The organism is Deinococcus sp. Marseille-Q6407 (assembly GCF_946848805.1).
Lineage (GTDB): Bacteria > Deinococcota > Deinococci > Deinococcales > Deinococcaceae > Deinococcus.
Window position 1 is genome coordinate 1 of sequence record NZ_CAMPFU010000008.1, and the last position, 23,464, is coordinate 23,464.

Here is a 23,464-nt window from a genome sequence, read left to right on the forward strand (position 1 = left end):
GGCGTCGTCGGTGGCCGCCCCGTAGTTGTCACCCAGCGCGTCGCGCAGGTCAAGCAGCGCGGCGTCCAGGCTGAGCGGATACTCACGGGGGGCAAGGATCATCAGACGCGCTCCGGCCAGTGGACGGTGCCGCCCTGGATGCCCGACTCGTCGAAGTGTGTCCAGCCGGTCAGAAACAGGCCGTCCGGGTTGAATACCACGGCCCGGACCTCGAAGCCGAACTGGTCAGACTCGCGCACGTCGGTGATCTTGGCGGCCCGGTGCGCGGGTTTGTACTCGCCGCCGGGTGTGCCGTAGCTGACGTAATGCACGTCGCGGCCCACGGTGGGCACCACGCCGCCGGTCAGCTGGGCGCCTTCGGGCTGAGGGCTGGCAAAGTTGACCACAGCAGTGTGCTGGAAGGTGGCGGCCTTCAGCTCGGCCGCCCCTGAGTCCAGCGCGCCTGCAGCCGCCTTGACCACGCTCAGGTAGAGGTGGTCTTTCAGCTGTTGCTCAGGCGGCAACTGGTCGTAGGGCACCATGCACGGGTGAGTCTTGGCTTCGGGGTCTTTCACCTCGCCGTACACCCAGCCGGTGGCTTCTTTCTCGGCCAGCCAGCTTTCGTGGGACTGCTGCGGCGTGTTGCCGCTTAGGGCACCTTCGATCCCCTTCAAGGCGCTCGCACGCTGCCAGTCTGGCGCGTCGTCCCAGGCCGGCTGGGAGTCGTCGCCGGTTGCGCGGCAGTAAGCCCGGTTCGCCTCGTGGGCGATGTGGGCCAGGACCAGCATCAGAGCGGCCCCTTTCACTGGCCGCCTTCTTTCGGCTCGATGAAGTTCTTGACCTTGGCCTTAATCAGCGCGTCCTTGATGGTCTTCTCGGACTTCTCGCCCAGGCCGTCAATCTGGCGGATGGGGCTTTCTTCCTGCCCTTCGGCCACGCGCAGACCAGCTTCAATCTTCTCCAGCGTGTCGAAGCCGTTCTCTGCCAGCTTGCTTGCCAGTGGGAAACCGTCAGGCACGGGCGTGCCTTCCGACTCTTCGCTGCTGGCAGGGGCCGGCGCCCCTTCCTGCTCAGGCTCCGGCGCGGGCTGCTCTACGCGCAGCGCGGCGCGAGCCTTCTCGATGTCACCCCCCTGAATGGCGTCTTCCAGCTTCCGGCTGTACTGGCGCTCGCCTGCCAGCAGCTCCCTGAACTCCCCCACCTCGGTCAGCTGGGCGGTCAGCTGGGCCACCTTGCCCCGTTCACCATTCAGCCGGATGGAGAGGTCTTGCACCTTACCCTGCTCAGCCTTCAGGTCGGCGGCCAGGTCGTGGTTGGCTTTAATGATGCGTTCCACTTCCACGCCGTCTTCCACGTCCTTGGAGGCATCAGCCACGGCGCCCTCTTCATACACGGGGGCACCACTGACCAGGGCAATGCTCAGCGGCACTTCCAGGTAAGGCTTGGCCTTGCTCGCCTCGAAGGGGCCGTAGGACTTGCCATCGCTGGCCTGCAGGGTCTGTCCCAGGCTCGTGATCTTCACCGTCTCGGTCATTCGGCGGCCTCGCTTTCGATCAGCACCAGGCGGCTGGCATTACGGATGACCGGCAGGCTGTTTTCTACGCCCTCGGCGCGCAGCTGGTAGGGGTCGTTTTCGGGGGTCCAGATGCGGCCCCAGCGGCCCAGCGACACGCCACGGAAGGTGCCTTCCACCGTGGGGGCCACATGCACGTAGCCCAGCGCCTGCTCAGGCACGGGCGTGCCGGTCAGGCTGACCAGCTGATTCGCGGTGTTGGCCCCAATGACGGCAATCACGTTGTCCTTGACCATCTGCACGCCGATGGTCTGGCCCACGTTGGTGGGGTCAATGATCTGCCCCTGGCGGCCGTAGCCGATAAGGGTGGCCGAGGTTACGCGGTCGCCGGTACTGACCAGCTGATTGGTGCCGCCGCTGATGGCGTACCGGGGCAGCCGGCGCACCTGCACCGTGCGGATGTTCCGCTGGGGGCTGTAGGTGTCGCTGATGACCTCGATCTCGTTGGCCTGGTTCGCCAGCACCTGCCGCAGCGTGTTCTGGCTCATCACCACGCCCACGCTGCCGCGCACGATGTCTTCTGCGTCGCCCAGCGCCTTCCAGAAGCCGGACTGGCTGCCGGACAGCCGCTGCTCGCCGGTCAGCTTGATGCGGTTGCGTTCGGGGATCTTGTAATCCACGAGCAGGCGGCGGCCGTTGAAGGTCCAGTCAATCTTGCCTTGGGTCAGCGCCGACATGGCGACGTACTCGGCGGTGTCGTCCAGCGCCTGCACCACGCCTTTTTCGTACAGGTTGTAGCCCGCTTCGGTCATGAAGTCGGCTACCGTGCGGCCGCTGGCCCGGTTCGCTTCGGCCAGCAGCAGCAGCTTGCCCAGCTGGCGTGCGGGTTCTTCCTCCAGGGGAATCGCCTGGGCGTACTTGGCGGTTTTGTGCCCATAGTCGTTCAGGCGGATAGAAGTGCCTTCAGGGTACTTGCTGTCCATGCCGACGTGGCCGGCCATCACGGTGTTGATTTCCATCTGGCCGCCCGACACTTCGTAGTCCGGCATGAGCTGCCGGGGCAGGAAGCGGCCCGACAGGTATTCGCTCGCTGCAGGCGGAGTGTTGGCCACCTCGATCAGGGCGCCGCCCGCGCTCAGCGTGGCAATGATGTCGTTCCAGTTGTATTCGTTCATCGCTTGTCCTCAGCCTTCAGGAAAGTGAACCGGGTCAGCTTGGCCTTCAGCTCAGTGCTGAGGGCGCGGCCTTTGGCGTCCGGCAGATAGGTTTCGTACACCACGCCGCCCGTGTAGGCGCCGTAGCCGCTGGCCGCTTCTACGCGGCTCTCTTCGATGGCCGGAGTCTTCAGCAGAAAGGCCGGATCCGTGCGGGCCGTATCTGCAGGGCCGCACAGCATGGCCGGCGCTGTGCCTGCTTTGGCCTCGGCGGTGGGTTCAACGGCGGTGCCTGCAGGAATGCTGCGCTTGCCGACAGCGCCGTATTTGGGGTCGGTGAACTTGCTCCAGTCGATCTGGATGCCCGTTCCTGCGGTGTCCATGCTGGCCCGGTCCGCCACGAAGGGCGCCAGGCCGAAATAACGCTGGGTCATGCGGTTTCTCCTGCTGCGGCTTTGCGCCGCTGCTCAAGGCGCTCCTGCACGAAGTTCGTGCCGGGCGCGGTCGTGTTGCTGGCCCCACGTTGGGCGACCACCGGCACCGTGCGAGTCGTGGCGCTGCTCTGCCCACCTTGTGGGAAGAGGGCGCTCATGTAGTCGCCGAGGTGCGCTTCGGCATAGGCCCGAAGCTCGCCAAGTTCCTCGCCGGTCTGGTTCCGCACATGCACTTCCTGCCGTGCAGGGTGGCCGCCTCCGGCGGGCATGTCGCGGACGTAGGCCGTCAGGCCGTGGCTTTGCAGCTCGCGGGCCAGTACGCGGGGGTTGGCATTGACGCGCCCTGCCAGGTCAGTGACTTCCTGCAGGTACACGGCTTCATCCCCACGGCGCAGGCGCTCAGCCAGCGCGGCGGGGTCTTCGCCCAGGGCGCGGTAGGCCGTCAGTTGCTCAGCCTGTTGGTTGGTGGTGCCTTCCAGCTCCCGGATGCGGTCCCGGTAGCCGTGGTTCTCGCCCATCAGGGTAAGAGCCGCCGCGAAGGGGTCGCCGCCGTGGCGGGGCTGATTGACCAGACCACGCAGCGCATCGGCCAGGCGCTCCATGCCGCTCTGTCCCTGCTGCTGCTGGGCCTGGGTGTTCTGCTGCTGGCCGGTGCTGGTGCTCTGGCTATTCTGACCGCCCGAACTCTGCTGCTGGCTCTGGCCTTCTTGAGTGCCAGTGCTGGCGGGGTCCGGGTCGTTTTGGGCGCCGCCGTCCCACAGAACGCGGGGGCGGGCGCCACTCAGAAAGCCGTGGCCGGTCTGGTACAGGCCGGCAGCGCGAGATGCGGCCCCGCCTTGCGGGTTAGGGCTGGATAAGTTGTTCGCCTTGCGAATCATGACCCCAGTTTTTCAAGGGTGGTGACACCCCAACCGGCCCAGAAGACCGCGAGACAGCCGGCCAGCTGGAAGGCAGGAGAGCGGCCAGCCGGCTGGCCACACGAGACACACGCCTAAGCAAAGAGTGCCGCTATCGGTGTATTTCTAGCCTTCTTGACAGAAGCGTTACGCTCCTATAAGGTGAGGACAGCTGAGGGAAAACCGAGGCATAAAAAAGGCCGGGACTCGCCAAAGTCACCCGGCCACTTATCCCGAAAGGACAAGCACATGAACTACTTTAACCCTGTTCCTGCCACTCTGGAAGATCTTAAGAACACCTACCGCCAACTGTGCAAGCAGTTCCACCCGGACAAAGGCGGCACCACTGAGCAGATGCAAGCCATCAACGCCGAATATGAACGCCTGAGCGCACGCCTGATCGGTGCCAAGCCTGATGAGGACTATGGCGAGCGGAAATGGTACAAGAGCCGGCAGGAAGAAGCCGACGTGGAGGAAAAGGTCCGCGCCGCCATCGAGGCCATCGCACACCTTGACGGCCTGGAGATCGAAATTATCGGCGCCTGGGTCTGGGTTGGCGGTGATACCCGGTCCCACAAAGACGTACTCAAGGCCGCTGGCTACAGCTGGCTGGCCAAGCGCGAAAAGTGGGCCTTCAAAGGCAAGGTCAGCAAAGGCCGCAGCCGCTGCAGCATGGAGGAACTGCGCCAGAAGTACGGCAGCGAGAAGATCAGCAGTGGCCGCCGCAGCCTGAAACGCTCCGCCTAAACCTGACACCCCGGCCACCGCGCCGGGGTCTTTCCTGAAAGGACGCTGACCTATGACCTACGCTCAGACCCGCGAAGAATACCGCCAGGCGCTCATGCACGACATCTGCAAGTTGGTGCAGATGATTGAAGCCGATCACGACGACGGCGCCGTATGGTTGGCGCAGAGTATCCACCACGACACCCGCAGCTATTTTGACCGGGACCGCTGGAAGCCTCAGCCGGTGGCTGCCGGCATCATGGCGCATGTTCCCAAAGATCAGCCGGTAACGCTCGTGATTCAGCACCACACCTACCACGACGGCGGCCGGCAGGTTGTACGCGGCAAGGTTGAGGAGATGCACGCCGCTTACAAGCCGGATGACGGCGCTCAGTTCAGCGTTATTCCGCAGCGCTGCCGCAATCCTCGGCACTACCAATACAAGCACCAGCGCACCTCATCCCTGACTGTGTATGCAGGCTATCTGTCAGACGCCGAACTGAGCAGCGGCCGGCATAAGCCGATCTTCTACAGCGAACACCCCGACAGAGACGAACAAGCCGCAGACTGACCCGCTGCAGTAGGAGCGCAGGCTACCCGGCCGCGCTCTTTTCTCCTACCTGCTAGCCTCACCCTGGAGCCTGACACCATGACCAAGACGACCCGGAAGACCACCACCAAGACCGGCCGCGCTGGCACGCCACGCGACACCACGAAGGCCAGAGCCGCCGCCGCCGAGGCACTGCGCGACCCAAAAGGCCGAGACAGCAAGCCGGTGCGCGTGCTGGCCGCTGCCGAGGTCCACACCTGGGCCGCCGGCCTGGGCGCTGAGGGCCGGGGCGACCTGCTGGCTGCGCTGCGTGACCTGCAGGCGGCGCGGGGCTTGGCGCCGGATGATGTGACTGGCCTGCTGGCCCTGCTGCGGGCGGCTACTCCTGCCGAGAGCGAGGCACCGGCAGCGCTCGGCAGCGGCAGTTGACCGCCTGCCCTGGCCGTTCACCCTGGCCCCAGCGGTAAATGCGCCCATGTCTGGCCCGATGCTCGCCGCGCACCTTCTTGTCGCCCAGCGTCCACCAGATGTAGGACTTCAGTCCCAGCTGCTTCTGCCGCTGCTCGTCTGCCCAGGCGGCAGCAGTTCTCAGCTGGTCGGTGGCAATCAGGACCGCCCGGCCCCGGCTGACGCCCAGGCGCTCTTGCAGCAGGTCGGCAGCCCGTTCGGGGTCCAGCCCTTGACGGGCGGCTTGCCGAACGGTCTTCGCCACGTCATTTCTGAAGCGCCGCCCCTCCTTGTCCCAGTAGCGGTTCATCTGCCGGCGCTGGCGGTCCACAGCGCGGGCCTGCAGGTCGCCGGGCGAATTGAACTGCAGGCTGGGGTCAGAGAGGCGGGCCAGCTCATCCACGCTGAGGATGCGGCCGCCCACGGCGCGCTCCAGGGCGTGCCACACCTGCGCGGGTGGGGTGCGGGTGGCGGCGGTGGCCCGGTCGATCAGGGCCAGCACTTTGGGCAGTTGCCGGCGCCGCTGGGCCAGAGGCAGCCCCAGCACCCGCGCCAGCTCACGGGTGGAAGCGTCGAGGCTTACCGCCTGGTACTGGCGCAAGATGGCGCCCCGTGCCCCCTTGATGGCAGCCTCTTCCTCTTCAGAGGCGAGGGTCAGCAGGCGGCGCTGTTCGGGCGTGGGCTTCACGGTCGGCTCACGCCCACCCACTGCACTGCCAGCACAGCTCAGCCGGCACCGCCGCAGGCCGGGCGCCGCACTCCGCGCAGGGCCTGGGGGTGTAGTCCTCGCGGATGCCCCGACCCATGCAGCCGGCGTGGGGCCGCACCTGGCCGCCTGCGAAGAACCCCACCGGATACCAGGCCACGTCATGCCCACTCGGCAGGATGTAGCACTCCCACTTGCCGCCGATCAGCCGGCGCACCCAGGCCCAGTCGGACAGGAGCAGCAGATGCCGGTGCCAGCCGTGTACTTTTCGCAGATTGCTTCTCATATCTGCATGTTGGGGCAGCGGGTGACAGGTAGAAACGTAGCCCAGTTCTAGCGAGGCAGAATGCGTCCAGTAGAGAGCTGCATCCCGTTCAGACAGCTTGCTTCAAGCAGGGGCCTGAGTGTTTTGATGGTGCAGCCCATCGGCGACAAGACATCAGCAGGGATAAACAGCTCTTCATCGAGCAAGAAGGGCAGCGCACTCAACGTATAAGACTTGTAATTTATTTTTGCGACCTTGCTGGAAAGGGAGAGTTCCAGTTGCTTGTCTTTCGCGTTAATGAGGTAACTATCCTGACCCATCAGGGCGTAGCTGGCTCCGGCATCGCGGAGAGCCACCACAGAAAAATAAGTTATTCCGCCCATAATCTTGGGCTGGTAGTTGGGCTGTATAGGATTGAACTGGATGCCAGTAAGATTCACTCCTGCCGGTACAACAATGGGGGCGCTGGTGCTTCCGCTCTCGCCGGCCTCACAGGCAATACCATCTTTGTCCTGGTCAAGATCGGCGTCATAGGCAGCAGTGCCAATCACCATGTTAGAAAGCCCCCGATTCCGCGCTTCATCACAGCTGCTAAAACTAAATGCTGGTCTAGGAGAGTTGGCAGGCGAATACTGCGGCATGTAAGCAGGGGTGCTGTAGGAAGGGGAGCTATAGGAAGGACTGCCGCCCCCTGTATTTCGATAATGCGGGCGTACATAGGTTCCGTCGCTGCGATAATAGCCGTCCACATGGACACGCCCTGCTTCGGCGCTATTGGCGGCCAGGAAAGTCAGAACAGAAAGGCCCAGAATCAGTTTCTTCACTACCATGCTCCTTGAAATTGAGTTCTGCCAGGAATGGTCTTCTTCATCATAGATGCCAGGACCGGCAAGATGTTTCTATTTGCAACAGCCAGCCTTCAGGGCAAAGGTGCAATGAAGTTCACTCCAAGGAGCTTTACTTCTTTAGTCGGCTGCAGCTGGGTCTGACCCATCGTCTCCGTCTACTGTCAGCAGGTCAGGCTCAACCGGCGCCGCCAGTTCCAGCTCCCGGTGCGCCCGCACATCCTCGTCGGTGATGCCCAGGGCCGGGAAGGCTTTCTGCAGCGCCCGAACGCCGATCCACGTTGGTGCCGCCGCCACGATCTTGAAGGCCAGCGCTGGAGTAATGCCCTCGGCCTGGCGCTGCTCGCGCATGGCTTCCGGGTCTTCCACGCCCGTACGGGCGAAATACTCCTCCTCGCTGATGGCGCCGGCTTCCAGTTCGGCCAGGGCCTGCCGCCGGTCGTCCGGCGTCGGCTGCACCAGGGTGAGGCGGCAGGTGGCCGACACACGCAGGTCGTCCATCTCCTCGGCCCGGCCCGCAACGTGCAGCCCCAGGCGCAGCACACTACCCAGCAACCAGCGCAGCATCTGCTCCAGCGCCTGCGCTGTGTCGGTCAGCGAGGTCATGAAGTCGTTGACCGCCTGCTGGCGGCTAATGCCAGACGCGGCAGCGTCGCCCGCGATCATGACGTGCAGCTGCTTGGCCTCAGCGTAGATTTCCTCGCGGGCTGAGTTGATCGCCTGCTGGAAGGTGGTGAACGGGGCCGGGTCTTTGTAGACGATGCTGGGCGTGGCGAAGTTGCCTGTGGGCACCATCTTCCCGCGTTCGTCTTTGGTCATAAGAGCGACGCCGTTCAGCACGTTGGTAGTGCCAGGGCCGTAATTCATGGGGTCAGGGATGAACTTCTTCTTGCCGTCCGCGTCTTCCTTGAACTCTCCCTTAAGCTGCGCGTTCAGGATGGTGCGCTCCACAAAGCCACCGAGATCGATATTGCGGCTGCCCATCGTCAGTTTCTTGTTCAGGTCCTTGACCAGGCTTAACAGGGATTCGGACACCAGCGGCCGCAGGTCCAGTTCCCAGATCAGGCCATCACTGACCGGGTAGACAGCCGATTCCAGCGCCCCGGCCTCAGCGCCGCGGCGGAAGTCGGGATAGACTCGCACGCCGCCGGGTACGCGCTCCTGCAGCTCGAAGCGGGTGCGGTTGTTGTCGTCGCTGTAACTGTAGTAGCTGCCCTGCACATGGTTCTCGCCATCGCGGACCACGCCGGCCTGCTCAGCCGGGACGGCCATCACGGAAATCAGCTTCAGGGCGTCCGGCAGGTCTAGCACCGGCAGCCCGTAGGTCAGGGTTTTGGTGCCCAGGTCCAGGCTCGGCTGCAGCAGCCCGTCCAGCTTGCTCTGGTGGATATAGAGCCGCAGGCAGCTTTTGCCCAGGCCGACGGCTTCGTACACGGCTTTCTGGACAGCGGGCCAGGCGCCCGACTCTTCCCACCAGTCCACCAGGGCAGCGGTAAACTCGGCGACGCGGGCTGACTCGTCCTCGTTCGGCTGCCCGGTGCGGCTGCGAATGCGCTTAGGGGTCAGGCTCCAGCGCGGTTCTTTACCAGCCACACCATCACGGTGGCGTTTCACCACGTCGTGCGGCATGTTGCGGTGAACGAAGTTCCGACGAATCTCGCGCATGACGCGGGCTACCTGTTCGCCGGCATAGTCGCCGGCCTGAACGCGGGGGCCATTCCAACCCCGTTCGTTGGCCCAGAGGTCGCCTTCGAGCATGGTGCGGGTCAGTTTCAAGCCAGCGTCACCTGCACGGCGCTGCTGCTGGCTTTCGGCCTTGCGGAACAGGTCATCGGCAGTGAAGGCGGGCCGGCGTTGGTCGGCCCCGGCTGGGGCTGGGGCAGGTGCGGTCATGCCCTCCATGCTGCGCGGCGGGGTGACAGGTGGCAGGCAAAGAAAGCCGCCCCGGAGGGCGGCACTGCTCAGGCTTTGGCCTGGGTGGTCACGGTCAGGTAGACGTGATACCGCTCTTTGTCGCCCAAATGGTCCGCCAGGCTGCCCACCTGATAGGCCACGTCCACCACCTCGGCGCCATTGCGAACCCGCATCAGCTTTTGCACCGTGCTCTGCACTTTGGCCGGAATGTTGTCCGGCACCTCGCGGAAGGTGAGGAACACCTTCTGGCGGCCGTCTTGCAGTTCGATGAAGTGCTGGTCCATGTCTCTACTCTACCCTTCGTACCCGCTGTGGCCCTCGCCAAAGCCGAAGCTCTCAGAGCCAGGCACGTAGAACTCAGGTTCCGGTGCTTGCCAGCAGGCCAGGACCACGGCGTCGGCGCGGTCAGGGCTGCGGCCGATGATCTTCTTGATTTCGGCCTTGTCCTGAATCTGCACGCCCTGGGCACCGATCACGAAGGTGGCGGCCGTCAGCTCTTCCAGCAGCAGGTCATCCGGTGGCAAGGCCACCTCGTGCTCTGAGGCCGGGTCAAGCAGCTCGCGCAGGTGCCAGTACATCGCGGCCCGGTAGTTCCGCATCCGCAGGCGGCCGGAGGCGTCGGTCATCTTGGTGGGCGTGCCGAAGTTGATACCGAGAGTGCGGGAGTGGACCTCTTCGGTGTAGTCCACTGGACTTGACCCCACGGCCCCCAGGTCAATCTGCACCAGCGTGTGCGCCGCCACCCGCTGCACAATCAGAGCGGCAATGTGGCGGCCGGTCGGCACCTGGGCACCGGGCACCACCTGCAGCTCCGGCACCCAGGCGTCGTGCCGCAGGGCCAGCACCATGTTGTCCGCGCCGCCGCGCGCCGGGTCCACGCCGATCTGATCCGGGCTATCGCCGATGCCTGGGCGGCCCACGCCGGCCTTCCAGCGTTCCATGGCCAGCTGCACCCAGGAGCGGGGCAGCACCTGCCAGGAATCGTCTGCGCCATCAAGGAACTCCCCGAAGACCTCCTGCCGGGCCGGGGCCGTTTCGGGACCGCCGTACACGCCCAGCAGTTCTTCTACGGCGCCGTCTGGAAGGAAGGGATTATCCCAGCTGGTGAAGGTCTTGGTGAAGTAGCCGCTCTCGCCGGCGCGGGCGCGGCTGTACAGCTCGAAATACTTGTGCTTGGAGCCGTTCTTGCCCACCTTGCCTTTCGGCGTGCCGGCCGCGATCAGCTCGGAATCCTCGTAGTCCATCATCATGGGCATCACGGCGTTGTCGAACAGATACGAGTCCGCCAGGATGATGCCCGCTTCGTTCAGGAACACCCGGCGGTAGCCGAAGCCTTCCCAGTTTTCCAGCTTCATGTCGGCGCTGCGGAAGTCGGTGTAGCCCGTGCCGACGTGCAGCGTCTTCTTCTGCCGGTCCCAGCGGTAAGGCACATTGGCCTTTTTCAGTGCAGGCTGAAAGTACCGCTCCAGGTAGCGCTCGATGTTCCCGTTGACGGTATCGCCCCACAGGCAGGCGTACCCCTGCAGCATGTACTCGATGAAGGCGTGCGCAGCCCCACGGGTGGCGCCCAGGCGTCGGCCCTTGGGGAAGATACGGAACTTGTTGCCTTCGGACTCGAAGAACATGGTGCGCTGGGCCGGGCTGTACTCCGTGACCTGGCGGAACCGCTCAAGGACACTGGCCGCTTCGGCTTCTGCTTTGGCCTGACGGTGGCGCTCCGGGCTGTAGGCCGCTTCCAACTCCTCCGGCGTCAGCCCGTCTTCTTCCAGCCGGGCGTCCCAATTGAACCCCCGGCCCTCCCAGACGGCCATCACTCACCGCCGTGCGAGCGCAGCACCGCAACCACCTTGCGGTATTCATCGGGTTCCAGGCCCTCTTTCAGCGCGTCCAGCATCTCGTTTTGCATGCTTTCCATCTCGACTTGCAGCCGCTGCGTCTCGCTCCAGCGTGCCGGAAACCGCGAGCGGAGCAAGGCCAACTGGAACTGCGGGCCGGCATCGTAGACCTTCTGGACCGTGAGGACTTCGCCCTGGGCTTCCGCCTCCTCTGCCACGTAAAAGAACCTTGCATACAGCGTATCCTTCTCTGCCGCCGCGTCAGCTTTTCCCCGTTTTCGCCAATTGTAGAGGGTTTGCCGCGAAATGCCGCAGGCGCGGGCGGCCACTTCCAGCGGCACCAGTCGCCTGAGCATCCCAGCAATCAGGTCGATATTCTTCTCTGTCAACTTGCTCTGAGCGGCCGGTTTCTGGGGGCCTGGAATCTCCGGCTTCTTCTTCGGCCCCCGCTTCCTGGGAGCCATCAGCCCTCACCAAAGGGCAGGTCTTCAGGCTCGTCAGCCTGCTCAACGTTCTCCATCCAGCGCTGGGCATCCACATACCGCTGCTCAGGGTCCATGCCGTAGGACTCCAGATAGGACCGCAGCTCTTTGCGGTTGCGGAACACCAGATGCAGGATATGGTCCGCGTCGTTGCGTTCCCGGTCCTCGGCCACCTGCTCACGTTTGCGGCCCTTGAGGGCTTCGATCTTGTCGGCTTCGGCCTGCAGCGCCTCGGTGTCGCCCAGGCCGTCCGTGCGGGCATCGGGCGCCGGGCCGTCCTCGTCGTCCTCGCCGCTGTCCTCTTCCTCGCCTTCGCTTACGCCAAAGCGCTCGGCCAGCTCCGCTGCGAAGTCACCGCCGAACATCAGACCCAGGTCCATATTGTCGAAGCCGGCGGCAAAGGGGTTCACGTCGCCGCCGAACAGCTGCTCCAGCGCCCCGGTGTCGTATGTGCCCTGCACGCTGGGGTTGTTCAGCAGCACGTTCAGCTCGGCTTCTTCCTTCTCAGTCATGGAGATGGCATTCACCGGCAGGAGGTAGTCCTCGCACTCTTTGCCCAGGCCCATCAGCTTGTCCATCTGCTCCAGGCGTTGGTGGCCACCCACCAGCAGGCCGGTGGTGGCGTTGAAGACCGGCCGCTCCACCAGGCCGTAGCGTTTCAGGCCCTCGCGCAGCTTCTTCTTGCCGCTGGCGTCCATGCTGCGGGGGTTGTACGGAGCGCGGGTGATGTCCGAGCGCCGGATGTAGGGCGCCTGCAGCTGGGTCCACTTGAACACCGGCAGCTCTAAAGCTTCGGCGTCGGCTTCGGTGCGGATGATTCGGGGGTCATCAACCGGCGCACCTTGTGCGATCCGGGTGCCCGCCTTGCGGGGTTTCTGCGTCATACTCGCAGTTTCCCCCGCCGGGTGACAGGTCAGAGCCTGCGGCCCTTCATGGCGGACGGCTTGAGCAGCGCGGCCCGAATGTGCGGGTAGAAGCGTTCCAGACGGGCAAAGTCCTCTGGATAGGTCGCGTGAATCCACTTCAGCCACTCTGGACTCAGCTTGCCTCCCCAGCTGCCGCCGACGCCAGAGCTGTAGTCGGGTGGCAGGGCGATGCGACGGTGGCGCAGGTAGGAAAAGACCTGGCCGTCGTTCCAGTGCGCCAGCGGATAGGCCACGCGGCGCTTTTCGTCCAGGCCACCGCAGGCCGAGATCATGCCCCGGCGCTGCAAGGCGTCGCACATCTTTTCGCCGTTGGCAATCCACGGGTTCATGTCGCCGTAATAGGCACGAATCAGGTCTGGCAGCTCCGTGTGGGTCAGCTTGGGAAAATCTGGAAGCGGGGTCCGGTAGTGGCCACCCTGAACGTAGGCGCAGAGGTCTGGGTGTGGAAACCGGGGGATGGTCAGCCCAGTGCGGCGCTCGATGGCGTCAATCTGCTTTTCCCAGAAGCGGATGCCAGGGCACGAGTAGAGCGCGTAAGGGTAGACCGTGAAGCCTCGTGAGAGCAGCAGGTCCAGCACGGCGAGGCTGTCTTTACCGCCGCTTAGGCCGACAATAACTTTGCCTTGGCTCATGTCCTTCAGTTGGTCGAGGATCCCGAAAAACTTGTCCATAACCCAAAATCCGCCACCCAGTGACAGGTGGCGGACCTTGAGATGCCAGACAAGTACTGGGGGCTTAGCCGCCGCTCATGCTGCCGCGCCGCACGGCACCACGCCGGTTCAGCGCTGCATTCCGGGTCGCACTCTTGCCGAACTGGCCGGCGAAGGCACTGCGGAACGTGCTTTTCTTACGCGCTCGGCGTTCTGCAATTGAGTTCATGTCTCACCTCCTTGAACCTGAGTCTGTCAGTAGGCGTGACAAGTCGGCAGAACAGCGTGGCGCTGGGGGTTTTACGGCTTGGCGAAGTGCAGGACGACCACGCGGCGGTGGAACTTGGCATAGAGCGCGTCCACTTCGGCATCACTCATCCTGGCTGGCGAGAGGCGCTCCTTCTCCGCGTAGGCTTCCACCGCTTCCTGCGTTTCGTCAGCCAGCTGAGCGCAGACCTCTTCGACGGTCTGACCGTTCGCCTCGGCCACTTCCAGCATCCGGCGCTCCTCGGCGGTGCCACTCTCCCGAATGGCGGTATGGAACTCCTCCGGCGACATGTCGCCACGTGGGTCGCCCGTCTCTGCCAGGCGGTCTGCGAAGGCCAGGTAGTCCAGCACCTCAACACGGGTGATGGTGGTCCGCAGGGTCGTGAGCGCGTCCCGCTTGCCGAATTGCAGCACCGCCGGCGCGCCAACTTTGGTGGTGTGCAGCGTATGGCTGGTGCGCTGGGTCTGAGTCTTGGTGCCGTTCTGGACAGCTTTGAGGTATTTTTTCTTGAAGGTCAGGGTAGGCATGTGGACTCCTTGAATGGGGAAGTGGCCGCCACGTGAGGCGGCGGCCTTCAGGCTCTCAGGCGCGGTGACTTGGCAGGGTCATGCGCTCTGCTCCAGCTGCGGCGGTATCAGGCCACGGCAGGCCAGGATTTGTGCGGCGGTGGCGTGCTCGATGTTGCGCGGTTTGCCAGTGTGCTCGTCGGTGATGACGTAGTAGTAACTGCGCGGATACATCTCGTAGGCGGCCAGCAAGGCGGCCACCTCGGCCGGGTGCATGGCTCGGTTGATGGCGGCGGCGCTGCGACTGAGGGTGGCTTTTTTCGGCATGTGCAGTCCTTTCGGGGTAGCCAGCCGGCCGGGTGACTGCGGCGAGTCCCGGCCTGCGGGTGGAGAGAGAGTCAGCCGGCCTTGCGGAACAGATCGGCGGCGGTGGTAGCGGTGCTGAATGCGGCCAGCTGCTGGCCGGCGTCGTTGAACCAGTCCCGGCGGGGTTTACGCGGCTTGCGTGCTTTGGCCGGCGCCGGTGCTGGCTCGGCGGCTTTCTTGGCGGCCGGTTTGGCCTTGGCAACCTGGCGGCGCTTGGCGGGTGTCGGTGCAGGCAGTGCGGCGGGTTCGGCGGCAACCAGTTCGGCCACGGCGGCCGGTGCCGGCAGTGCGGCCGGTTTCGCCAGCATCTGACCAAACAGCTCGAACGTGCAGCCGCCAGCCTTCAAGGTCAGCGTGGAATCGTCACCAATGGTCACGGTCATCAGCAGGCCGGCCTTCAACATCTTGTCGAACACCTGGCGCAGCAGGTAACCGTTCAGGGTCAAGCTGTAGCCGACCTGGGACGCGGCAGGCTCGCCGGGGATGTGCAGCGGCTCAGAGCGCTTCAGGTTAGGCCGGCAGATGCTCAGGCCGTCAGCGGTCACGGTGATGGTCGCCAGCGCGGCCGGGTCGTTGCCACGGGTGGCGCTGCCTTTCATCAGCTCACGAAAGGCTTTGCGAATGGCGCGGGTGGTAATCACGGTCTGCTTGTTCACGGGTGTCTCTCCTTCTGTCCTCTTGCCTGGACAAAGGGAGTCTACCTGTATTCTGTTTTGTTGTCAATACTGAATCAGAAGTCTAAATCTAAGCCGATATAGACGATATTTTCCAGGTATGTTGACAAAGCAGAGAACAGCCTGTAGGCTATCCCTACCTCGGCAAGAGGACATCACCCAAAGGAGAGACACCCGTGAACATCAAGACCAAGACCCGCCTGCACGTCGCTTCCGCCTTCGCATACGCTGACGGCACCGTGAGCATTCGCCTGCGCGGCCGCACCCGTGACGTGTACACCGTTGCCACCTTCCAACCGGCTGAAGTGGTCTGGCTGCTGCAGGAAGACACCTGCGGCGTGCTGGTCGCGCTAGAGCGCGGCTGGTCGGCCACCGTGCCGCCTGAGCTGTGCAGCGAGGTTGCACTCGCCTTCGGACTCCGCACCGTGCCGGCCACCTCGGCCGCTTGAACCCTCAGCGCTCCGGCTCCGGTCGGGGCCTTTCCCGAAAGGAACATGACCATGTTTGAAGACTGCCCCCATTGCGGCACCACCCTCGACCCCTTCGGCCAGTGCTACGCCTGCGACACCTACGGCACGCCGGCCGAGCAGCGCCGGGAGACTGCTGAGGCTGAGCTGAAACGCTGCACGACCTGCCAGGCGGCACACACCGAGGCCACCGAGCGTTGCGAGTACTGCGAAGGCCACAACATCACGGCTGAGGACTACGAGAATTGGTGCGTTGCCTGTGACGATGCTCGCACAGACAACCTGCTGTTCTGAACCCACAAAAAAGCCCCGCCTCACTTGGCGGGGTACTTTTCGCGCCCGGCTCCGAAATCGGCAAGAGGACAGAGACACGGGGGCGCTGAATGGAGTTTAACATGACCGTCATGGCAAGAGGAAGTAACCCAGCAAGCAAGAAGAACCTGCGGCCCGACGCGGCCAAGAAGCCAGGCCGGGCCGTGCGGGGGAAAACCATCCGGTTCCCCGACGCTGAAACTGAAGGCCGTTACAACAAGTTCGTGGCCGAGTTCGACGGCCCAGAGTCCGAGGCGTTAGGAGCGCTGGTCAAGAAAGCCACGGCCGACATGGATTACTAATCCTCGTCGTCATCCCAGGCTTCCAGCTCCGGCCGGGGCGTCAGCTTGCGCTCCCGGTACTCAGCCAACAGCCCGCTGCCGTTCCGGTTCACTTTCTGGCCCGCCGCTTCCCGGTGGGCCATTTCTCTGCCCTGGTCCTGCCGGCGGTAGCAGGTGCTGTGGGACATGCCGCTGTGGACCGACATCCAGCGCGGGAAGTCCTGGCCCAGCACGCCCAGACGGTAGAAGTCCAGTGCCAGGGCGTAGGTGGCCCTGGCCTGCTGGCGTACCCGCTCCTCGGAATCGGGGTGCCCCATCTGCCCTATCTCGGCAGCCCGTTTCTGCAGGGCTTCAATATCCTGCGGCTGAATCTTGCGCTTCCGGGTGTCTGTTTCAGTTTGAAACATTCTGTACCTCAGCCGAGCGGGCAGGGCAGTGGTTCACTGAACCGGATTCTGTTTCAGTTTGAAACATTCCGTACCTCGGCCACGGGGTGCCGCTTTTTGACGGCGCGGCGGGCCTTTCGCCCATTCTCGATGTAGTAGCGGTTACGGAAGCCCTCCTGCCGTGCCTCCCACTCTTCTTCGGTGCGGCAGCCGGCCATCATTGCAGCGTGGGGGCTGGAATGGGCAGTGCCGCGCAGGAAGGCGTGCTTGGCTTTCTCGGCATACGGTTTCTTTGGTCTGGGCATAGGCATCTCCTCTCCTACCGGCCGTAGCCGGGGCAGCCGCTGTTTCGGCGGGCCTTGTCTCTCTTGCGGTCGCGGTGGATGGCATGGGGGTCGAGCAAGTGGCGCTCATAGGCGTAGGGCGGCAAAAAGGTCCGCACCAGCTGGGCATCAGGGTCGAACGCCAGCTTGCAGTCCTTGCCCAGGACCCGGACGAGGTAGATTGGCCCACCACCTGAGTCGAAGGCATAGGGACGCGGCGGGTACTCGGCCAGATGGGCGCACAGCGCGTCGTAGTCGCGGGCGGATAGGTGCAAGCCGTAGCGCTCGGCCGCCCGCTGCTGGCAATGGGCCAGGCACCAGACCCGGCGGCGCGCTGGGGAGATCATGGGGCCGCCTCTTCTGCCTTCAGCAGCGACTCGATCTTCTGGCCCAAGCGGATGATCTCTTCTGCCTGCTCGATGCAGGTCACGACATAGACCTCCTGCCCGTAGTTCTGCCGCAGGTTCTGGTGGGTTAGCTTCTGGTCGAGGCTCAACTTCCCGCCGGCTGCGTTCTTGAACTCCACGTAAGCCACCAGGCCCAGGCCGTTGCCCAGGCCCTTGGTGAACAGGTAATCGGGGAACCCTTTGGGCAGCGCGCCGGGCCGCGGCTTGCCGTTTTTGAGGCGTCCTCGGCCGACGTTGTTGGCTTCCGTGCGAACAGGATGCCAGCCGGCCAGCAGGAAGCGGCCACAGCACACCTGCACCACCTGTTTCTCGGTAGCCGGTGCCAGTTCGGGGGCAAGTTTCACCCGGCCATCTCCAGCAGTTCATCCAGCCCCGTGTGGGTCACGATGAGGTAATGCCGACCACTCTTGCCGGTCTTCCAGTCGAGGCGGTAGAGCTTCCAGCCGATTGCCTGGGCGCAGGTATGGCCCTCACGCTCAGCGGCTTCGCCCGGCTCCCAGGGACCGGCGCGGGTCAGGCGCAGGCGGTCGGGACCGGTTCGCACGGCCACTTCCAGGCCACTGCCCAGCGTCCGGTGCTTCTCGGTGCCGGTGCGGCGGACCTCGCGGAGCATGTGGCGCAGCAGGTCACCCAGTTTCGGCTTACCCACAGCGGCCCCCCTTCTGCTTTGGCGCAAAGTAAAAGCAGCTGGCATCCGGTGCAGTCCATATCCGGCCCCGGCCGTCCTCGAAGTACGAACCGCGTAGCTCCAGGCGCATAGGCATCCGGCAGGGGCGGTGATGGATGAAGTCGGCGCTCTGGTCTTCGGGCACGCCGGCCCGCTTCTGCCAGAGGCTGCAATCCTGGCAGGGTCCGGTAGGCGCTTTCATTTCTGCTCCTTGGGGTAAATCCGGCGGTAGCCCCGCTCGTCATCTTCGCTATGCAGCAGTCCTTTGCTGAGCAGGGCGCGCACGATGGGCAGGACCACCGTGTCACTCAGGCCAATCCGCCTTGCCACGTCCCTGGCTGTCGTGCCCGGGCAGGCAATCACAGCGGCCAGCACCACCCCGGTTCGCTGGGCATAGAGCCGGTCACCGTCCACATCCGCGTCCGCCCGCGCCTGATCAAGCAATTGGCACCAATCCGCGTCGGTCACGGCCCCAGCGGCTGCGGCTGCGCCCACGTTGGGGAAGTGGCGGCCGGTGCGCTGATGGGCCAGGCCCAGCGTTGCATTGACGGCAGCTGTCACATAAGCAGGGGTACGGCCACTCACTGCTGGACTCCGAGAGGAAGCGGAATGTTACAGGGTGCCGGAGCTGGGGCAAGAGCGCTCACTTCCAGTGCCCAGACGATCACGGGGCGAGCCGTGTATGCGAACTGGCAGTCACACTCCGGGCACTCCAGCAGATCACTGTGGGTCTGCATTCCCTGCAGGCCGGCGGCACGGGCGTCCTGGTGCTTCAAACGTAAACGTTTACGATCTTCAGCAGAAACTGCTCCCGTGCCGTGCAGCTCGCTCACCTGCTCAGGGCCGTAGTGCCAGAGCAGCAGCCGCTGCACCTGGTCACGGCAGGGGCCTTGCAGGCTTGCCAGCTCGGCGCGCCACATCTCGCGGTTCTCGGGGGTCAGGATGCGCATTACAGGTCCCCCCGCGCCATGAACTTGAACAGCCGCATGTTGGCTTCCAGGGCCACATCCTTCACCGGGCCGTTGCGGTTCTTGCGCACCCGCAGCACCGCCTCACCAGGCCGGTCGGTGGGGTCGTAGTAGTCCGGGCGGTGAATGAAGGTCACGGTGTCCGCGTCCTGCTCCAGCTCGCCGGAGTCCCGCAGGTCAGGCAGGTCGGGTTCAGGGTTGCCGCGTTTGGTCACCTCGCGGTTCAGCTGGCTGCACAGGATCACCGGCACGCCCAGGCGCTGGGCCACGTCACGCTTGAGGGTCTTGGTGATGTAGCCGAACAGCTGGCTGCGGTTATCGGCCTGCTGGCGCGGGGCATGAGCCACCACATGGCTCAGCTGATCGATCACCACCAGGCCCAGGCCTCCCCGGGCGTGCTGGCGGTAGCAGGCCGAAACAATGCCATCCAGGGTGGACTCCTCATCCACCAGCCAGCGGTCGCGCAGGCTGTGCAGCTTCTGGCGGGCCTGTTCCAGCGCGGCCGGGGCGTGGTTGGCCGGTTGGGTGCGGCCGTGTTCAATCGCCACGCCGCTCATGCGGGCCAGGGCGCGCATCCGGGTCACCTGGGCGCCGTCTTCGAGGCTGAACATCAGCGAGCGCACACCCGGCTGCTTGCCGGTGCCGAAAGCGGCCGCCTGCGAGAGTTGCCCAGCCAGGGCGCTTTTACCCATCGAGGGCCGCGCAGCCAGGATGTTCAGGGTGCCCGGTTGCCAGCCGCCAGTCACGGTGTCCAGCGGTGCCAGACCACTGGTCACGCCCCGGTAGTTCTGGGGGTACAGGATCCGGTCAATGGCGCTGTCCAGATCGTCCGCGATGCTGCTGGTGGTGTCCCGGGGTGCCAGGCCGGCGAGGTTGTTCAGGGAGGTTGCCGCCTCGGTCAGCATCGGCATCAGCTCACGCCCCACGCCGTCCTGCAGCTGGCGGTGCAGGTCGCCCACGATCTGGCCCGCTTTCTCGCGGCGGTACGCGGCCAGCACCCCAGAAACAGCGCCGGGCAGCTCTTCGGGGCGCAGGCTGTAAGCGTCCAGCTCCACCAGGCCCTGCACGGTCAGGTCACTGGGCCAGCGGGGGTGCCCGGTCATCTGGGCCAGCTCGGCCAGACTGGGCTCACGGCCCTCGGCGGCCAGTTCCTGCACGATGCTCCACAGGCCGCCGGCGTGGCGCAGGTACTCGGGGCGCAGGGCGCGCAGTTCGGGCAGGCCCAGCAGCGTGGGATCCACCATCACGCTGGCGATAATGCCGAGTTCGAGGTGACGGGGGTTCTGGTAGTTCATCAGGTCAGACATCAGGCACTCCTCGGGGCGGGAGAAACTTTCATGGCGGGCTGCGTGCTGCTCCAGGGCACCCAGATGGATTCCGAGGCGTCAGCACCGATCTGCAGGGTCAGCATCTGGCTGTCCACGTCCACGTCCAGCACGGGGCCGGAACGGGCGCCACACACCCGGATTTCGCCGGGCCGGGGCTGCTCGGAACCTGCGGGCACGTTGGCTTCAAGGGCTGCGTTCTGGTCGCGCTGGAACTGCTTTTTCAGTTCTTCGGGCCAGGGCTTGGTGCCGTCCAGCAGCCAGACCAGGCCAGCCATCGGCACCCGGGACAGGCGCGAGTCGGTGCGGGCAATCTGCCACGCCTGCCGGATGAACGCTTCGGAATATTCCTCCGCCCAGCGCTGAATGTGCGCGGTGTTGTTGTTGACGAAATTGGCATTGACCAGGCGGTGGAACAACTGCGCCGCCGCAGCGAAATCGTCGGGACGGGTTTGCACCGGCACCCGGGGCGCAGCGGGGGTTTTCTGAGAAGTCGTCGTCATGCTTTCCGGCTCACCAGAATCGCTCTCACTTACAGTGTGAGTAAGTAGGTTTATATCTTTTCTTTCTTCTTCTACTTCTTCAGGGCGCGGCGTTTGTTGTGCTGGACAGCTTTTTTTGCTGCGGTTTTGGACATTTTTGTCGTCACTCTTGTCGTCATCCGTGTCGCCAGTGGTGTCGTCACTCTTGTCGTCAGGGGTGGCGACACTTTCACCGGCGCCCAGGACATAGCCGTCGGGGCTCAGGGTCAGCAGGCCAGAAGCGGTCAGCCTGGCCAGTGAGCGGTCCAGCTGGCGGCTGCTGCGGCCGGTGTAATCCAGCAGAGCACCCAGGGTCACGGCAGGGCGCTTCAGTCCGGCGCTGTAGGCCACCCGAATCAGGATCAGGCTGCTGGTGGGGTCCAGAGCAGGCAGGGCAGCCAGCACCCAGTTGGGCAGGGTACCGAACGTTCCAGGGCGGCGCTTCATGCGGCACGCTCCGCGGCCATGTGCATGGCGGTCTGAAATACGTCCAGTCGTTCCCACAGGGGCAGCCACAGCAGGGCCACCAGCCCACGGCGCATCCGGCCGTCCTGGAAGAATGCGGCGGGCAACATGCGCAGCTCTTCGGCGTCGCCGGTCAGCACCGGCTCACGCAGGACCCGGCTCCACTCGGCCAGCTCTTCGCTGGAGGTGACCAGCAGGCCAGCGGCGGCCACCGGATCCACACGGTTCAGCACAGCCAGATAAAGGGCGCGCAGCTGCTCGGGGTCCTGCGGCACAACCAGATCCAGGGCGGTCTCTTCGGCGGTGCCTGCGCCCTGGCGCTCAGCCAGGACGAACACGGGCCAGAGCATACCCAGGTGGTTGATGGGGGCAAACTCGGCGGGACCCTGGGGGGGCATCGTCTGCGGTGAGGTGAAATGGGCTGCAGTCATGGGTTACTCCCTGACGCGTTCCAGGGGTACAGCGACCCCGCTGGGAATGATTGACCCAGCCTGCCCAGTCGCGTACACTAGGCAATAGGCGAGAGCCTCCGGGATGGCGATCCCGTAAGCGTTTTTACTCTGAATACGAAGGGTTTTTACTACACCCCCTGCGCCGGTCTTCCAGGACCTGCAGGGGGTGAACCCTTTGGCCTGTCTCTCGGTCATCTCATCGCTGGCCAGCGGGTTAGCTGACACAATAGCGCAGACCGGGCGGAGGGTGCGCGTCATCAGCCCATCACCGCCTGCAGCATGTCCTGGTTCTCCCAGATGGGCTCCGGGGCCGGGGCACTGACGCTGGGCACCCGCTGGCGTGCCAGATAGGCATCACGGCGGGCCGGGTCACAGGCGTTCAGCTCCTGGGCCTGCTCGGCCGTCAGCACGAACACCAGCGCCCCAGGGTAGCGGCGGGCCAGCCGGTCAGCCCGCGCCTCAGCCTGAGCGGCTTCAACGGCGTAGGTGTGACCGGCCATGTACAGATGAACGATTGAGGTCATGCCGCACCCTCTTTCCCTTCTTTAGTGGCCACTTCTGGCAGGGCTGCTTGGAACATGGATTCATCTACCAAGAGAGCTACAGATACGCCAAGCGCCTCAGCGAACGAACGCAAAGTGCCCAGCATCAGGTCTTCATCGTCCCGATTCTCCACCTGCGAAATACGGCTTTGGGAGATTTTCAAACGGGCGGCGAGTTCCTGCTGAGACAGGCCGCGGGCCTCTCGAATCTTTTTAATGGCTGTGCCTGGTCTCATCCCAAGTATTATAACCACAAGGTAATAGTAGGCGCAACTCTTTAGGGTTTTGTTATAGGGAGCAGCGTTGAACATGCTTAAGAACAGTTATAGACTGCGCTCCGGTATTACTCGGAACTTCTATTAGCCCCGCCGCGTAGCCAGAGCCGGAGGGAAGAAATGAACACCGCTACGATTATGTCTGACACGAAGAAAACCCCACGTAAGGCAAAAAATGGGCCTTATTACGAAGCTGGGCGGTTCATTAAGGACCGCCGCTTAGAGCTGGGCCTCAGCCAAAATGAACTAGCCCAACGATATGGAGCGAGCCAGGGATATATCAGCAGCATAGAGCGGGGTTGGGAAAACCTACTAAATGCCAGTGCGGTGTTCTATGAGCGCATGGGCGCTGCCCTTGAAATGGATGCCTTTGCGCTTATGAACGCTCTAGGCGTGGAGTTCTCTGTGGCCAGGAACTTGGATGGAAGGCAAAGTTCCATATCGCCAGTTTCAGAAATTAGTCACAGTGGCTATGTTACAGTCGTAATCAAGGTGAAAAACAGAGCTCCCCAACTGCCTAGCACAGAACGCACGATCACCCTTCCCAGCAAGATTGCCGAAATGGGCGAAGCGCATGGCTACCGTTATGAGTACCCCACTGTAGATGTCGTACCGGCCGGCGTGGACGTGGTATATATCAGCCGCCCGCCACAGCCGGATGATCTCGTTGTGTTTGAGGTGGCTCTGCCCGAGGGACAAACTGAAATCCATGTTGGCTACTTCAACGGCCCGGACAGCGTTGAACTTGACCAGCCGATCAGCAAGCTGTTGCCACTGGTGGTTCGGCCACTTCGGATTCTCGGCGTTGTGCAGTCCTTCGTCGCTACGGCGCAACCACGCCGACAAAAGCTGAACTAAAGAGCGCTGGGGGGCGCTACTAAAGGGGCCTGCGGGTCCCTTTTTTCTGCTTGACATTATTACTTATGGGTAATAATAT

Annotated in this window: 38 protein-coding genes; 7 read left to right on the forward strand and 31 right to left on the reverse strand. The window is 64.0% G+C overall.

The window, feature by feature from the left end; translation table 11 throughout:
* Positions 1–101: 101 nt before the first annotated feature.
* Genes OCI36_RS12590 through OCI36_RS12610 form a run of 5 tightly spaced genes read right to left on the reverse strand, consistent with a single transcriptional unit; the run spans position 102 to position 3,958 of the window.
* Entirely contained in the window at positions 102–785 is a 684-nt protein-coding gene (locus OCI36_RS12590) for a RyR domain-containing protein (protein ID WP_261665431.1), read from the reverse strand.
* Entirely contained in the window at positions 782–1,513 is a 732-nt protein-coding gene (locus tag OCI36_RS12595; protein ID WP_261665432.1) for a hypothetical protein, read from the reverse strand. The genes OCI36_RS12590 and OCI36_RS12595 overlap by 4 nt, the downstream gene beginning before the upstream one ends.
* A complete protein-coding gene (locus OCI36_RS12600; RefSeq protein ID WP_261665433.1) occupies positions 1,510–2,667 on the reverse strand; it encodes a hypothetical protein in 1,158 nt (385 codons plus the stop codon). Before OCI36_RS12600 ends, OCI36_RS12595 begins: the two co-directional genes overlap by 4 nt.
* A complete protein-coding gene (locus OCI36_RS12605; protein WP_261665434.1) occupies positions 2,664–3,080 on the reverse strand; it encodes a hypothetical protein in 417 nt (138 codons plus the stop codon). The genes OCI36_RS12600 and OCI36_RS12605 overlap by 4 nt, the downstream gene beginning before the upstream one ends.
* Positions 3,077–3,958, reverse strand: coding sequence for a hypothetical protein (locus OCI36_RS12610; protein ID WP_261665435.1), 882 nt, complete (start codon positions 3,956–3,958; stop codon positions 3,077–3,079). Before OCI36_RS12610 ends, OCI36_RS12605 begins: the two co-directional genes overlap by 4 nt.
* Positions 3,959–4,225: 267 nt before the next feature.
* Between OCI36_RS12610 and OCI36_RS12615 the strand changes: the two genes are divergently transcribed.
* The 3 genes from OCI36_RS12615 to OCI36_RS12625 all read left to right on the forward strand — a co-directional run bounded on the left by OCI36_RS12615 (position 4,226) and on the right by OCI36_RS12625 (position 5,681).
* A complete protein-coding gene (locus tag OCI36_RS12615; protein ID WP_261665436.1) occupies positions 4,226–4,723 on the forward strand; it encodes a molecular chaperone DnaJ in 498 nt (165 codons plus the stop codon).
* Positions 4,724–4,775: 52 nt separating this feature from the next.
* Positions 4,776–5,273, forward strand: coding sequence for a hypothetical protein (locus tag OCI36_RS12620; protein ID WP_261665437.1), 498 nt, complete (start codon positions 4,776–4,778; stop codon positions 5,271–5,273).
* Between the two features lie 78 nt (positions 5,274–5,351).
* The gene (locus tag OCI36_RS12625) at positions 5,352–5,681 is read left to right on the forward strand and encodes a hypothetical protein (RefSeq protein WP_261665438.1); all 330 of its coding nucleotides are present in this window, start codon (positions 5,352–5,354) and stop codon (positions 5,679–5,681) included.
* On the opposite strand, the gene OCI36_RS12630 is transcribed toward OCI36_RS12625, so the two are convergent.
* The 13 genes from OCI36_RS12630 to OCI36_RS12690 all read right to left on the reverse strand — a co-directional run bounded on the left by OCI36_RS12630 (position 5,632) and on the right by OCI36_RS12690 (position 15,118).
* Positions 5,632–6,387, reverse strand: coding sequence for a minor capsid protein (locus tag OCI36_RS12630; protein WP_261665439.1), 756 nt, complete (start codon positions 6,385–6,387; stop codon positions 5,632–5,634). The two genes, OCI36_RS12625 and OCI36_RS12630, sit on opposite strands and share 50 nt — an antisense overlap.
* Before the next feature lie 7 nt (positions 6,388–6,394).
* Positions 6,395–6,691 (reverse strand): hypothetical protein, encoded by a 297-nt coding sequence (locus OCI36_RS12635; RefSeq protein WP_261665440.1) that lies wholly within the window; start codon positions 6,689–6,691, stop codon positions 6,395–6,397.
* 47 nt (positions 6,692–6,738) lie between these two features.
* Entirely contained in the window at positions 6,739–7,494 is a 756-nt protein-coding gene (locus OCI36_RS12640; protein ID WP_261665441.1) for an excalibur calcium-binding domain-containing protein, read from the reverse strand.
* Positions 7,495–7,635: 141 nt separating this feature from the next.
* The gene (locus tag OCI36_RS12645) at positions 7,636–9,408 is read right to left on the reverse strand and encodes a hypothetical protein (protein ID WP_261665442.1); all 1,773 of its coding nucleotides are present in this window, start codon (positions 9,406–9,408) and stop codon (positions 7,636–7,638) included.
* Positions 9,409–9,476: 68 nt separating this feature from the next.
* On the reverse strand, positions 9,477–9,713 hold the full coding sequence (locus OCI36_RS12650) for a hypothetical protein (RefSeq protein ID WP_261665443.1): 237 nt from the start codon (positions 9,711–9,713) through the stop codon (positions 9,477–9,479).
* 9 nt (positions 9,714–9,722) lie between these two features.
* Positions 9,723–11,243 (reverse strand): hypothetical protein, encoded by a 1,521-nt coding sequence (locus tag OCI36_RS12655; RefSeq protein WP_261665444.1) that lies wholly within the window; start codon positions 11,241–11,243, stop codon positions 9,723–9,725.
* Entirely contained in the window at positions 11,240–11,653 is a 414-nt protein-coding gene (locus OCI36_RS12660; RefSeq protein WP_261665445.1) for a helix-turn-helix domain-containing protein, read from the reverse strand. Before OCI36_RS12660 ends, OCI36_RS12655 begins: the two co-directional genes overlap by 4 nt.
* Positions 11,654–11,727: 74 nt before the next feature.
* Positions 11,728–12,630, reverse strand: coding sequence for a hypothetical protein (locus tag OCI36_RS12665; RefSeq protein WP_261665446.1), 903 nt, complete (start codon positions 12,628–12,630; stop codon positions 11,728–11,730).
* 29 nt (positions 12,631–12,659) lie between these two features.
* Positions 12,660–13,304, reverse strand: coding sequence for a hypothetical protein (locus OCI36_RS12670; protein WP_261665447.1), 645 nt, complete (start codon positions 13,302–13,304; stop codon positions 12,660–12,662).
* Between the two features lie 103 nt (positions 13,305–13,407).
* Positions 13,408–13,551 (reverse strand): hypothetical protein, encoded by a 144-nt coding sequence (locus OCI36_RS12675; RefSeq protein WP_261665448.1) that lies wholly within the window; start codon positions 13,549–13,551, stop codon positions 13,408–13,410.
* 71 nt (positions 13,552–13,622) lie between these two features.
* Positions 13,623–14,117, reverse strand: a complete 495-nt coding sequence (locus OCI36_RS12680; protein ID WP_261665449.1) for a hypothetical protein — start codon at positions 14,115–14,117, stop codon at positions 13,623–13,625.
* 78 nt (positions 14,118–14,195) lie between these two features.
* Positions 14,196–14,423: a hypothetical protein gene (locus OCI36_RS12685; RefSeq protein WP_261665450.1), complete on the reverse strand. Its 228-nt coding sequence runs from the start codon at positions 14,421–14,423 to the stop codon at positions 14,196–14,198.
* Positions 14,424–14,494: 71 nt separating this feature from the next.
* On the reverse strand, positions 14,495–15,118 hold the full coding sequence (locus OCI36_RS12690) for a hypothetical protein (protein ID WP_261665451.1): 624 nt from the start codon (positions 15,116–15,118) through the stop codon (positions 14,495–14,497).
* Positions 15,119–15,312: 194 nt separating this feature from the next.
* Here OCI36_RS12690 and OCI36_RS12695 point away from each other — a divergent pair, with 194 nt between their 5' ends.
* From OCI36_RS12695 to OCI36_RS12705, 3 genes are all read left to right on the forward strand, one after another.
* Positions 15,313–15,585, forward strand: coding sequence for a hypothetical protein (locus OCI36_RS12695; RefSeq protein WP_261665452.1), 273 nt, complete (start codon positions 15,313–15,315; stop codon positions 15,583–15,585).
* A gap of 45 nt (positions 15,586–15,630) precedes the next feature.
* Positions 15,631–15,897, forward strand: a complete 267-nt coding sequence (locus OCI36_RS12700; RefSeq protein WP_261665453.1) for a hypothetical protein — start codon at positions 15,631–15,633, stop codon at positions 15,895–15,897.
* Positions 15,898–16,007: 110 nt separating this feature from the next.
* Positions 16,008–16,217: a hypothetical protein gene (locus OCI36_RS12705; protein ID WP_261665454.1), complete on the forward strand. Its 210-nt coding sequence runs from the start codon at positions 16,008–16,010 to the stop codon at positions 16,215–16,217.
* Here the strand turns inward: OCI36_RS12705 and OCI36_RS12710 are convergent.
* The 13 genes from OCI36_RS12710 to OCI36_RS12770 all read right to left on the reverse strand — a co-directional run bounded on the left by OCI36_RS12710 (position 16,214) and on the right by OCI36_RS12770 (position 22,563).
* The gene (locus tag OCI36_RS12710) at positions 16,214–16,603 is read right to left on the reverse strand and encodes a hypothetical protein (RefSeq protein ID WP_261665455.1); all 390 of its coding nucleotides are present in this window, start codon (positions 16,601–16,603) and stop codon (positions 16,214–16,216) included. The two genes, OCI36_RS12705 and OCI36_RS12710, sit on opposite strands and share 4 nt — an antisense overlap.
* Before the next feature lie 53 nt (positions 16,604–16,656).
* A complete protein-coding gene (locus tag OCI36_RS12715) occupies positions 16,657–16,887 on the reverse strand; it encodes a hypothetical protein (RefSeq protein WP_261665456.1) in 231 nt (76 codons plus the stop codon).
* Between the two features lie 14 nt (positions 16,888–16,901).
* The gene (locus OCI36_RS12720) at positions 16,902–17,252 is read right to left on the reverse strand and encodes a hypothetical protein (RefSeq protein ID WP_261665457.1); all 351 of its coding nucleotides are present in this window, start codon (positions 17,250–17,252) and stop codon (positions 16,902–16,904) included.
* Positions 17,249–17,656: a hypothetical protein gene (locus OCI36_RS12725; RefSeq protein WP_261665458.1), complete on the reverse strand. Its 408-nt coding sequence runs from the start codon at positions 17,654–17,656 to the stop codon at positions 17,249–17,251. The genes OCI36_RS12720 and OCI36_RS12725 overlap by 4 nt, the downstream gene beginning before the upstream one ends.
* Complete coding sequence (locus tag OCI36_RS12730) at positions 17,653–17,961, reverse strand: hypothetical protein (protein WP_261665459.1); 309 nt, start codon at positions 17,959–17,961, stop codon at positions 17,653–17,655. Before OCI36_RS12730 ends, OCI36_RS12725 begins: the two co-directional genes overlap by 4 nt.
* Complete coding sequence (locus OCI36_RS12735) at positions 17,954–18,181, reverse strand: hypothetical protein (protein WP_261665460.1); 228 nt, start codon at positions 18,179–18,181, stop codon at positions 17,954–17,956. Before OCI36_RS12735 ends, OCI36_RS12730 begins: the two co-directional genes overlap by 8 nt.
* Positions 18,178–18,540 carry a winged helix-turn-helix domain-containing protein gene (locus OCI36_RS12740; RefSeq protein WP_261665461.1) on the reverse strand — a complete coding sequence of 121 codons (363 nt, stop codon included), beginning with the start codon at positions 18,538–18,540 and terminating at the stop codon, positions 18,178–18,180. The genes OCI36_RS12735 and OCI36_RS12740 overlap by 4 nt, the downstream gene beginning before the upstream one ends.
* A 20-nt stretch (positions 18,541–18,560) precedes the next feature.
* Entirely contained in the window at positions 18,561–18,929 is a 369-nt protein-coding gene (locus tag OCI36_RS12745) for a hypothetical protein (protein ID WP_261665462.1), read from the reverse strand.
* Positions 18,929–20,254 (reverse strand): replicative DNA helicase, encoded by a 1,326-nt coding sequence (locus OCI36_RS12750; protein ID WP_261665463.1) that lies wholly within the window; start codon positions 20,252–20,254, stop codon positions 18,929–18,931. Before OCI36_RS12750 ends, OCI36_RS12745 begins: the two co-directional genes overlap by 1 nt.
* The gene (locus OCI36_RS12755) at positions 20,254–21,240 is read right to left on the reverse strand and encodes a hypothetical protein (protein WP_261665464.1); all 987 of its coding nucleotides are present in this window, start codon (positions 21,238–21,240) and stop codon (positions 20,254–20,256) included. Before OCI36_RS12755 ends, OCI36_RS12750 begins: the two co-directional genes overlap by 1 nt.
* A complete protein-coding gene (locus OCI36_RS12760) occupies positions 21,237–21,689 on the reverse strand; it encodes a hypothetical protein (RefSeq protein ID WP_261665465.1) in 453 nt (150 codons plus the stop codon). Before OCI36_RS12760 ends, OCI36_RS12755 begins: the two co-directional genes overlap by 4 nt.
* Positions 21,690–21,967: 278 nt before the next feature.
* Positions 21,968–22,234, reverse strand: a complete 267-nt coding sequence (locus OCI36_RS12765) for a hypothetical protein (protein WP_261665466.1) — start codon at positions 22,232–22,234, stop codon at positions 21,968–21,970.
* Positions 22,231–22,563: a helix-turn-helix domain-containing protein gene (locus tag OCI36_RS12770; RefSeq protein ID WP_261665467.1), complete on the reverse strand. Its 333-nt coding sequence runs from the start codon at positions 22,561–22,563 to the stop codon at positions 22,231–22,233. Before OCI36_RS12770 ends, OCI36_RS12765 begins: the two co-directional genes overlap by 4 nt.
* Before the next feature lie 84 nt (positions 22,564–22,647).
* On the opposite strand from OCI36_RS12770, the gene OCI36_RS12775 reads away from it, so the two are divergent.
* Positions 22,648–23,385: a helix-turn-helix domain-containing protein gene (locus OCI36_RS12775; protein ID WP_261665468.1), complete on the forward strand. Its 738-nt coding sequence runs from the start codon at positions 22,648–22,650 to the stop codon at positions 23,383–23,385.
* Positions 23,386–23,464 lie beyond the last annotated feature (79 nt).

Excerpts from the sequence above, each read along its gene's own strand:
- OCI36_RS12595 (WP_261665432.1), bottom strand. The coding sequence starts at position 1,513 with ATGACCGAGACGGTGAAGATCACGAGCCTGGGACAGACCCTGCAGGCC.
- OCI36_RS12600 (WP_261665433.1), bottom strand. The coding sequence starts at position 2,667 with ATGAACGAATACAACTGGAACGACATCATTGCCACGCTGAGCGCGGGC.
- OCI36_RS12605 (WP_261665434.1), bottom strand. The coding sequence starts at position 3,080 with ATGACCCAGCGTTATTTCGGCCTGGCGCCCTTCGTGGCGGACCGGGCC.
- OCI36_RS12610 (WP_261665435.1), bottom strand. The coding sequence starts at position 3,958 with ATGATTCGCAAGGCGAACAACTTATCCAGCCCTAACCCGCAAGGCGGG.
- OCI36_RS12615 (WP_261665436.1), top strand. The coding sequence starts at position 4,226 with ATGAACTACTTTAACCCTGTTCCTGCCACTCTGGAAGATCTTAAGAAC.
- OCI36_RS12620 (WP_261665437.1), top strand. The coding sequence starts at position 4,776 with ATGACCTACGCTCAGACCCGCGAAGAATACCGCCAGGCGCTCATGCAC.
- OCI36_RS12625 (WP_261665438.1), top strand. The coding sequence starts at position 5,352 with ATGACCAAGACGACCCGGAAGACCACCACCAAGACCGGCCGCGCTGGC.
- OCI36_RS12635 (WP_261665440.1), bottom strand. The coding sequence starts at position 6,691 with ATGAGAAGCAATCTGCGAAAAGTACACGGCTGGCACCGGCATCTGCTG.
- OCI36_RS12645 (WP_261665442.1), bottom strand. The coding sequence starts at position 9,408 with ATGACCGCACCTGCCCCAGCCCCAGCCGGGGCCGACCAACGCCGGCCC.
- OCI36_RS12650 (WP_261665443.1), bottom strand. The coding sequence starts at position 9,713 with ATGGACCAGCACTTCATCGAACTGCAAGACGGCCGCCAGAAGGTGTTC.
- OCI36_RS12665 (WP_261665446.1), bottom strand. The coding sequence starts at position 12,630 with ATGACGCAGAAACCCCGCAAGGCGGGCACCCGGATCGCACAAGGTGCG.
- OCI36_RS12670 (WP_261665447.1), bottom strand. The coding sequence starts at position 13,304 with ATGAGCCAAGGCAAAGTTATTGTCGGCCTAAGCGGCGGTAAAGACAGC.
- OCI36_RS12675 (WP_261665448.1), bottom strand. The coding sequence starts at position 13,551 with ATGAACTCAATTGCAGAACGCCGAGCGCGTAAGAAAAGCACGTTCCGC.
- OCI36_RS12680 (WP_261665449.1), bottom strand. The coding sequence starts at position 14,117 with ATGCCTACCCTGACCTTCAAGAAAAAATACCTCAAAGCTGTCCAGAAC.
- OCI36_RS12685 (WP_261665450.1), bottom strand. The coding sequence starts at position 14,423 with ATGCCGAAAAAAGCCACCCTCAGTCGCAGCGCCGCCGCCATCAACCGA.
- OCI36_RS12700 (WP_261665453.1), top strand. The coding sequence starts at position 15,631 with ATGACCATGTTTGAAGACTGCCCCCATTGCGGCACCACCCTCGACCCC.
- OCI36_RS12705 (WP_261665454.1), top strand. The coding sequence starts at position 16,008 with ATGGCAAGAGGAAGTAACCCAGCAAGCAAGAAGAACCTGCGGCCCGAC.
- OCI36_RS12710 (WP_261665455.1), bottom strand. The coding sequence starts at position 16,603 with ATGTTTCAAACTGAAACAGACACCCGGAAGCGCAAGATTCAGCCGCAG.
- OCI36_RS12715 (WP_261665456.1), bottom strand. The coding sequence starts at position 16,887 with ATGCCCAGACCAAAGAAACCGTATGCCGAGAAAGCCAAGCACGCCTTC.
- OCI36_RS12720 (WP_261665457.1), bottom strand. The coding sequence starts at position 17,252 with ATGATCTCCCCAGCGCGCCGCCGGGTCTGGTGCCTGGCCCATTGCCAG.
- OCI36_RS12735 (WP_261665460.1), bottom strand. The coding sequence starts at position 18,181 with ATGAAAGCGCCTACCGGACCCTGCCAGGATTGCAGCCTCTGGCAGAAG.
- OCI36_RS12745 (WP_261665462.1), bottom strand. The coding sequence starts at position 18,929 with ATGCGCATCCTGACCCCCGAGAACCGCGAGATGTGGCGCGCCGAGCTG.
- OCI36_RS12750 (WP_261665463.1), bottom strand. The coding sequence starts at position 20,254 with ATGTCTGACCTGATGAACTACCAGAACCCCCGTCACCTCGAACTCGGC.
- OCI36_RS12755 (WP_261665464.1), bottom strand. The coding sequence starts at position 21,240 with ATGAAGCGCCGCCCTGGAACGTTCGGTACCCTGCCCAACTGGGTGCTG.
- OCI36_RS12760 (WP_261665465.1), bottom strand. The coding sequence starts at position 21,689 with ATGACTGCAGCCCATTTCACCTCACCGCAGACGATGCCCCCCCAGGGT.
- OCI36_RS12765 (WP_261665466.1), bottom strand. The coding sequence starts at position 22,234 with ATGACCTCAATCGTTCATCTGTACATGGCCGGTCACACCTACGCCGTT.
- OCI36_RS12770 (WP_261665467.1), bottom strand. The coding sequence starts at position 22,563 with ATGTTCAACGCTGCTCCCTATAACAAAACCCTAAAGAGTTGCGCCTAC.
- OCI36_RS12775 (WP_261665468.1), top strand. The coding sequence starts at position 22,648 with ATGAACACCGCTACGATTATGTCTGACACGAAGAAAACCCCACGTAAG.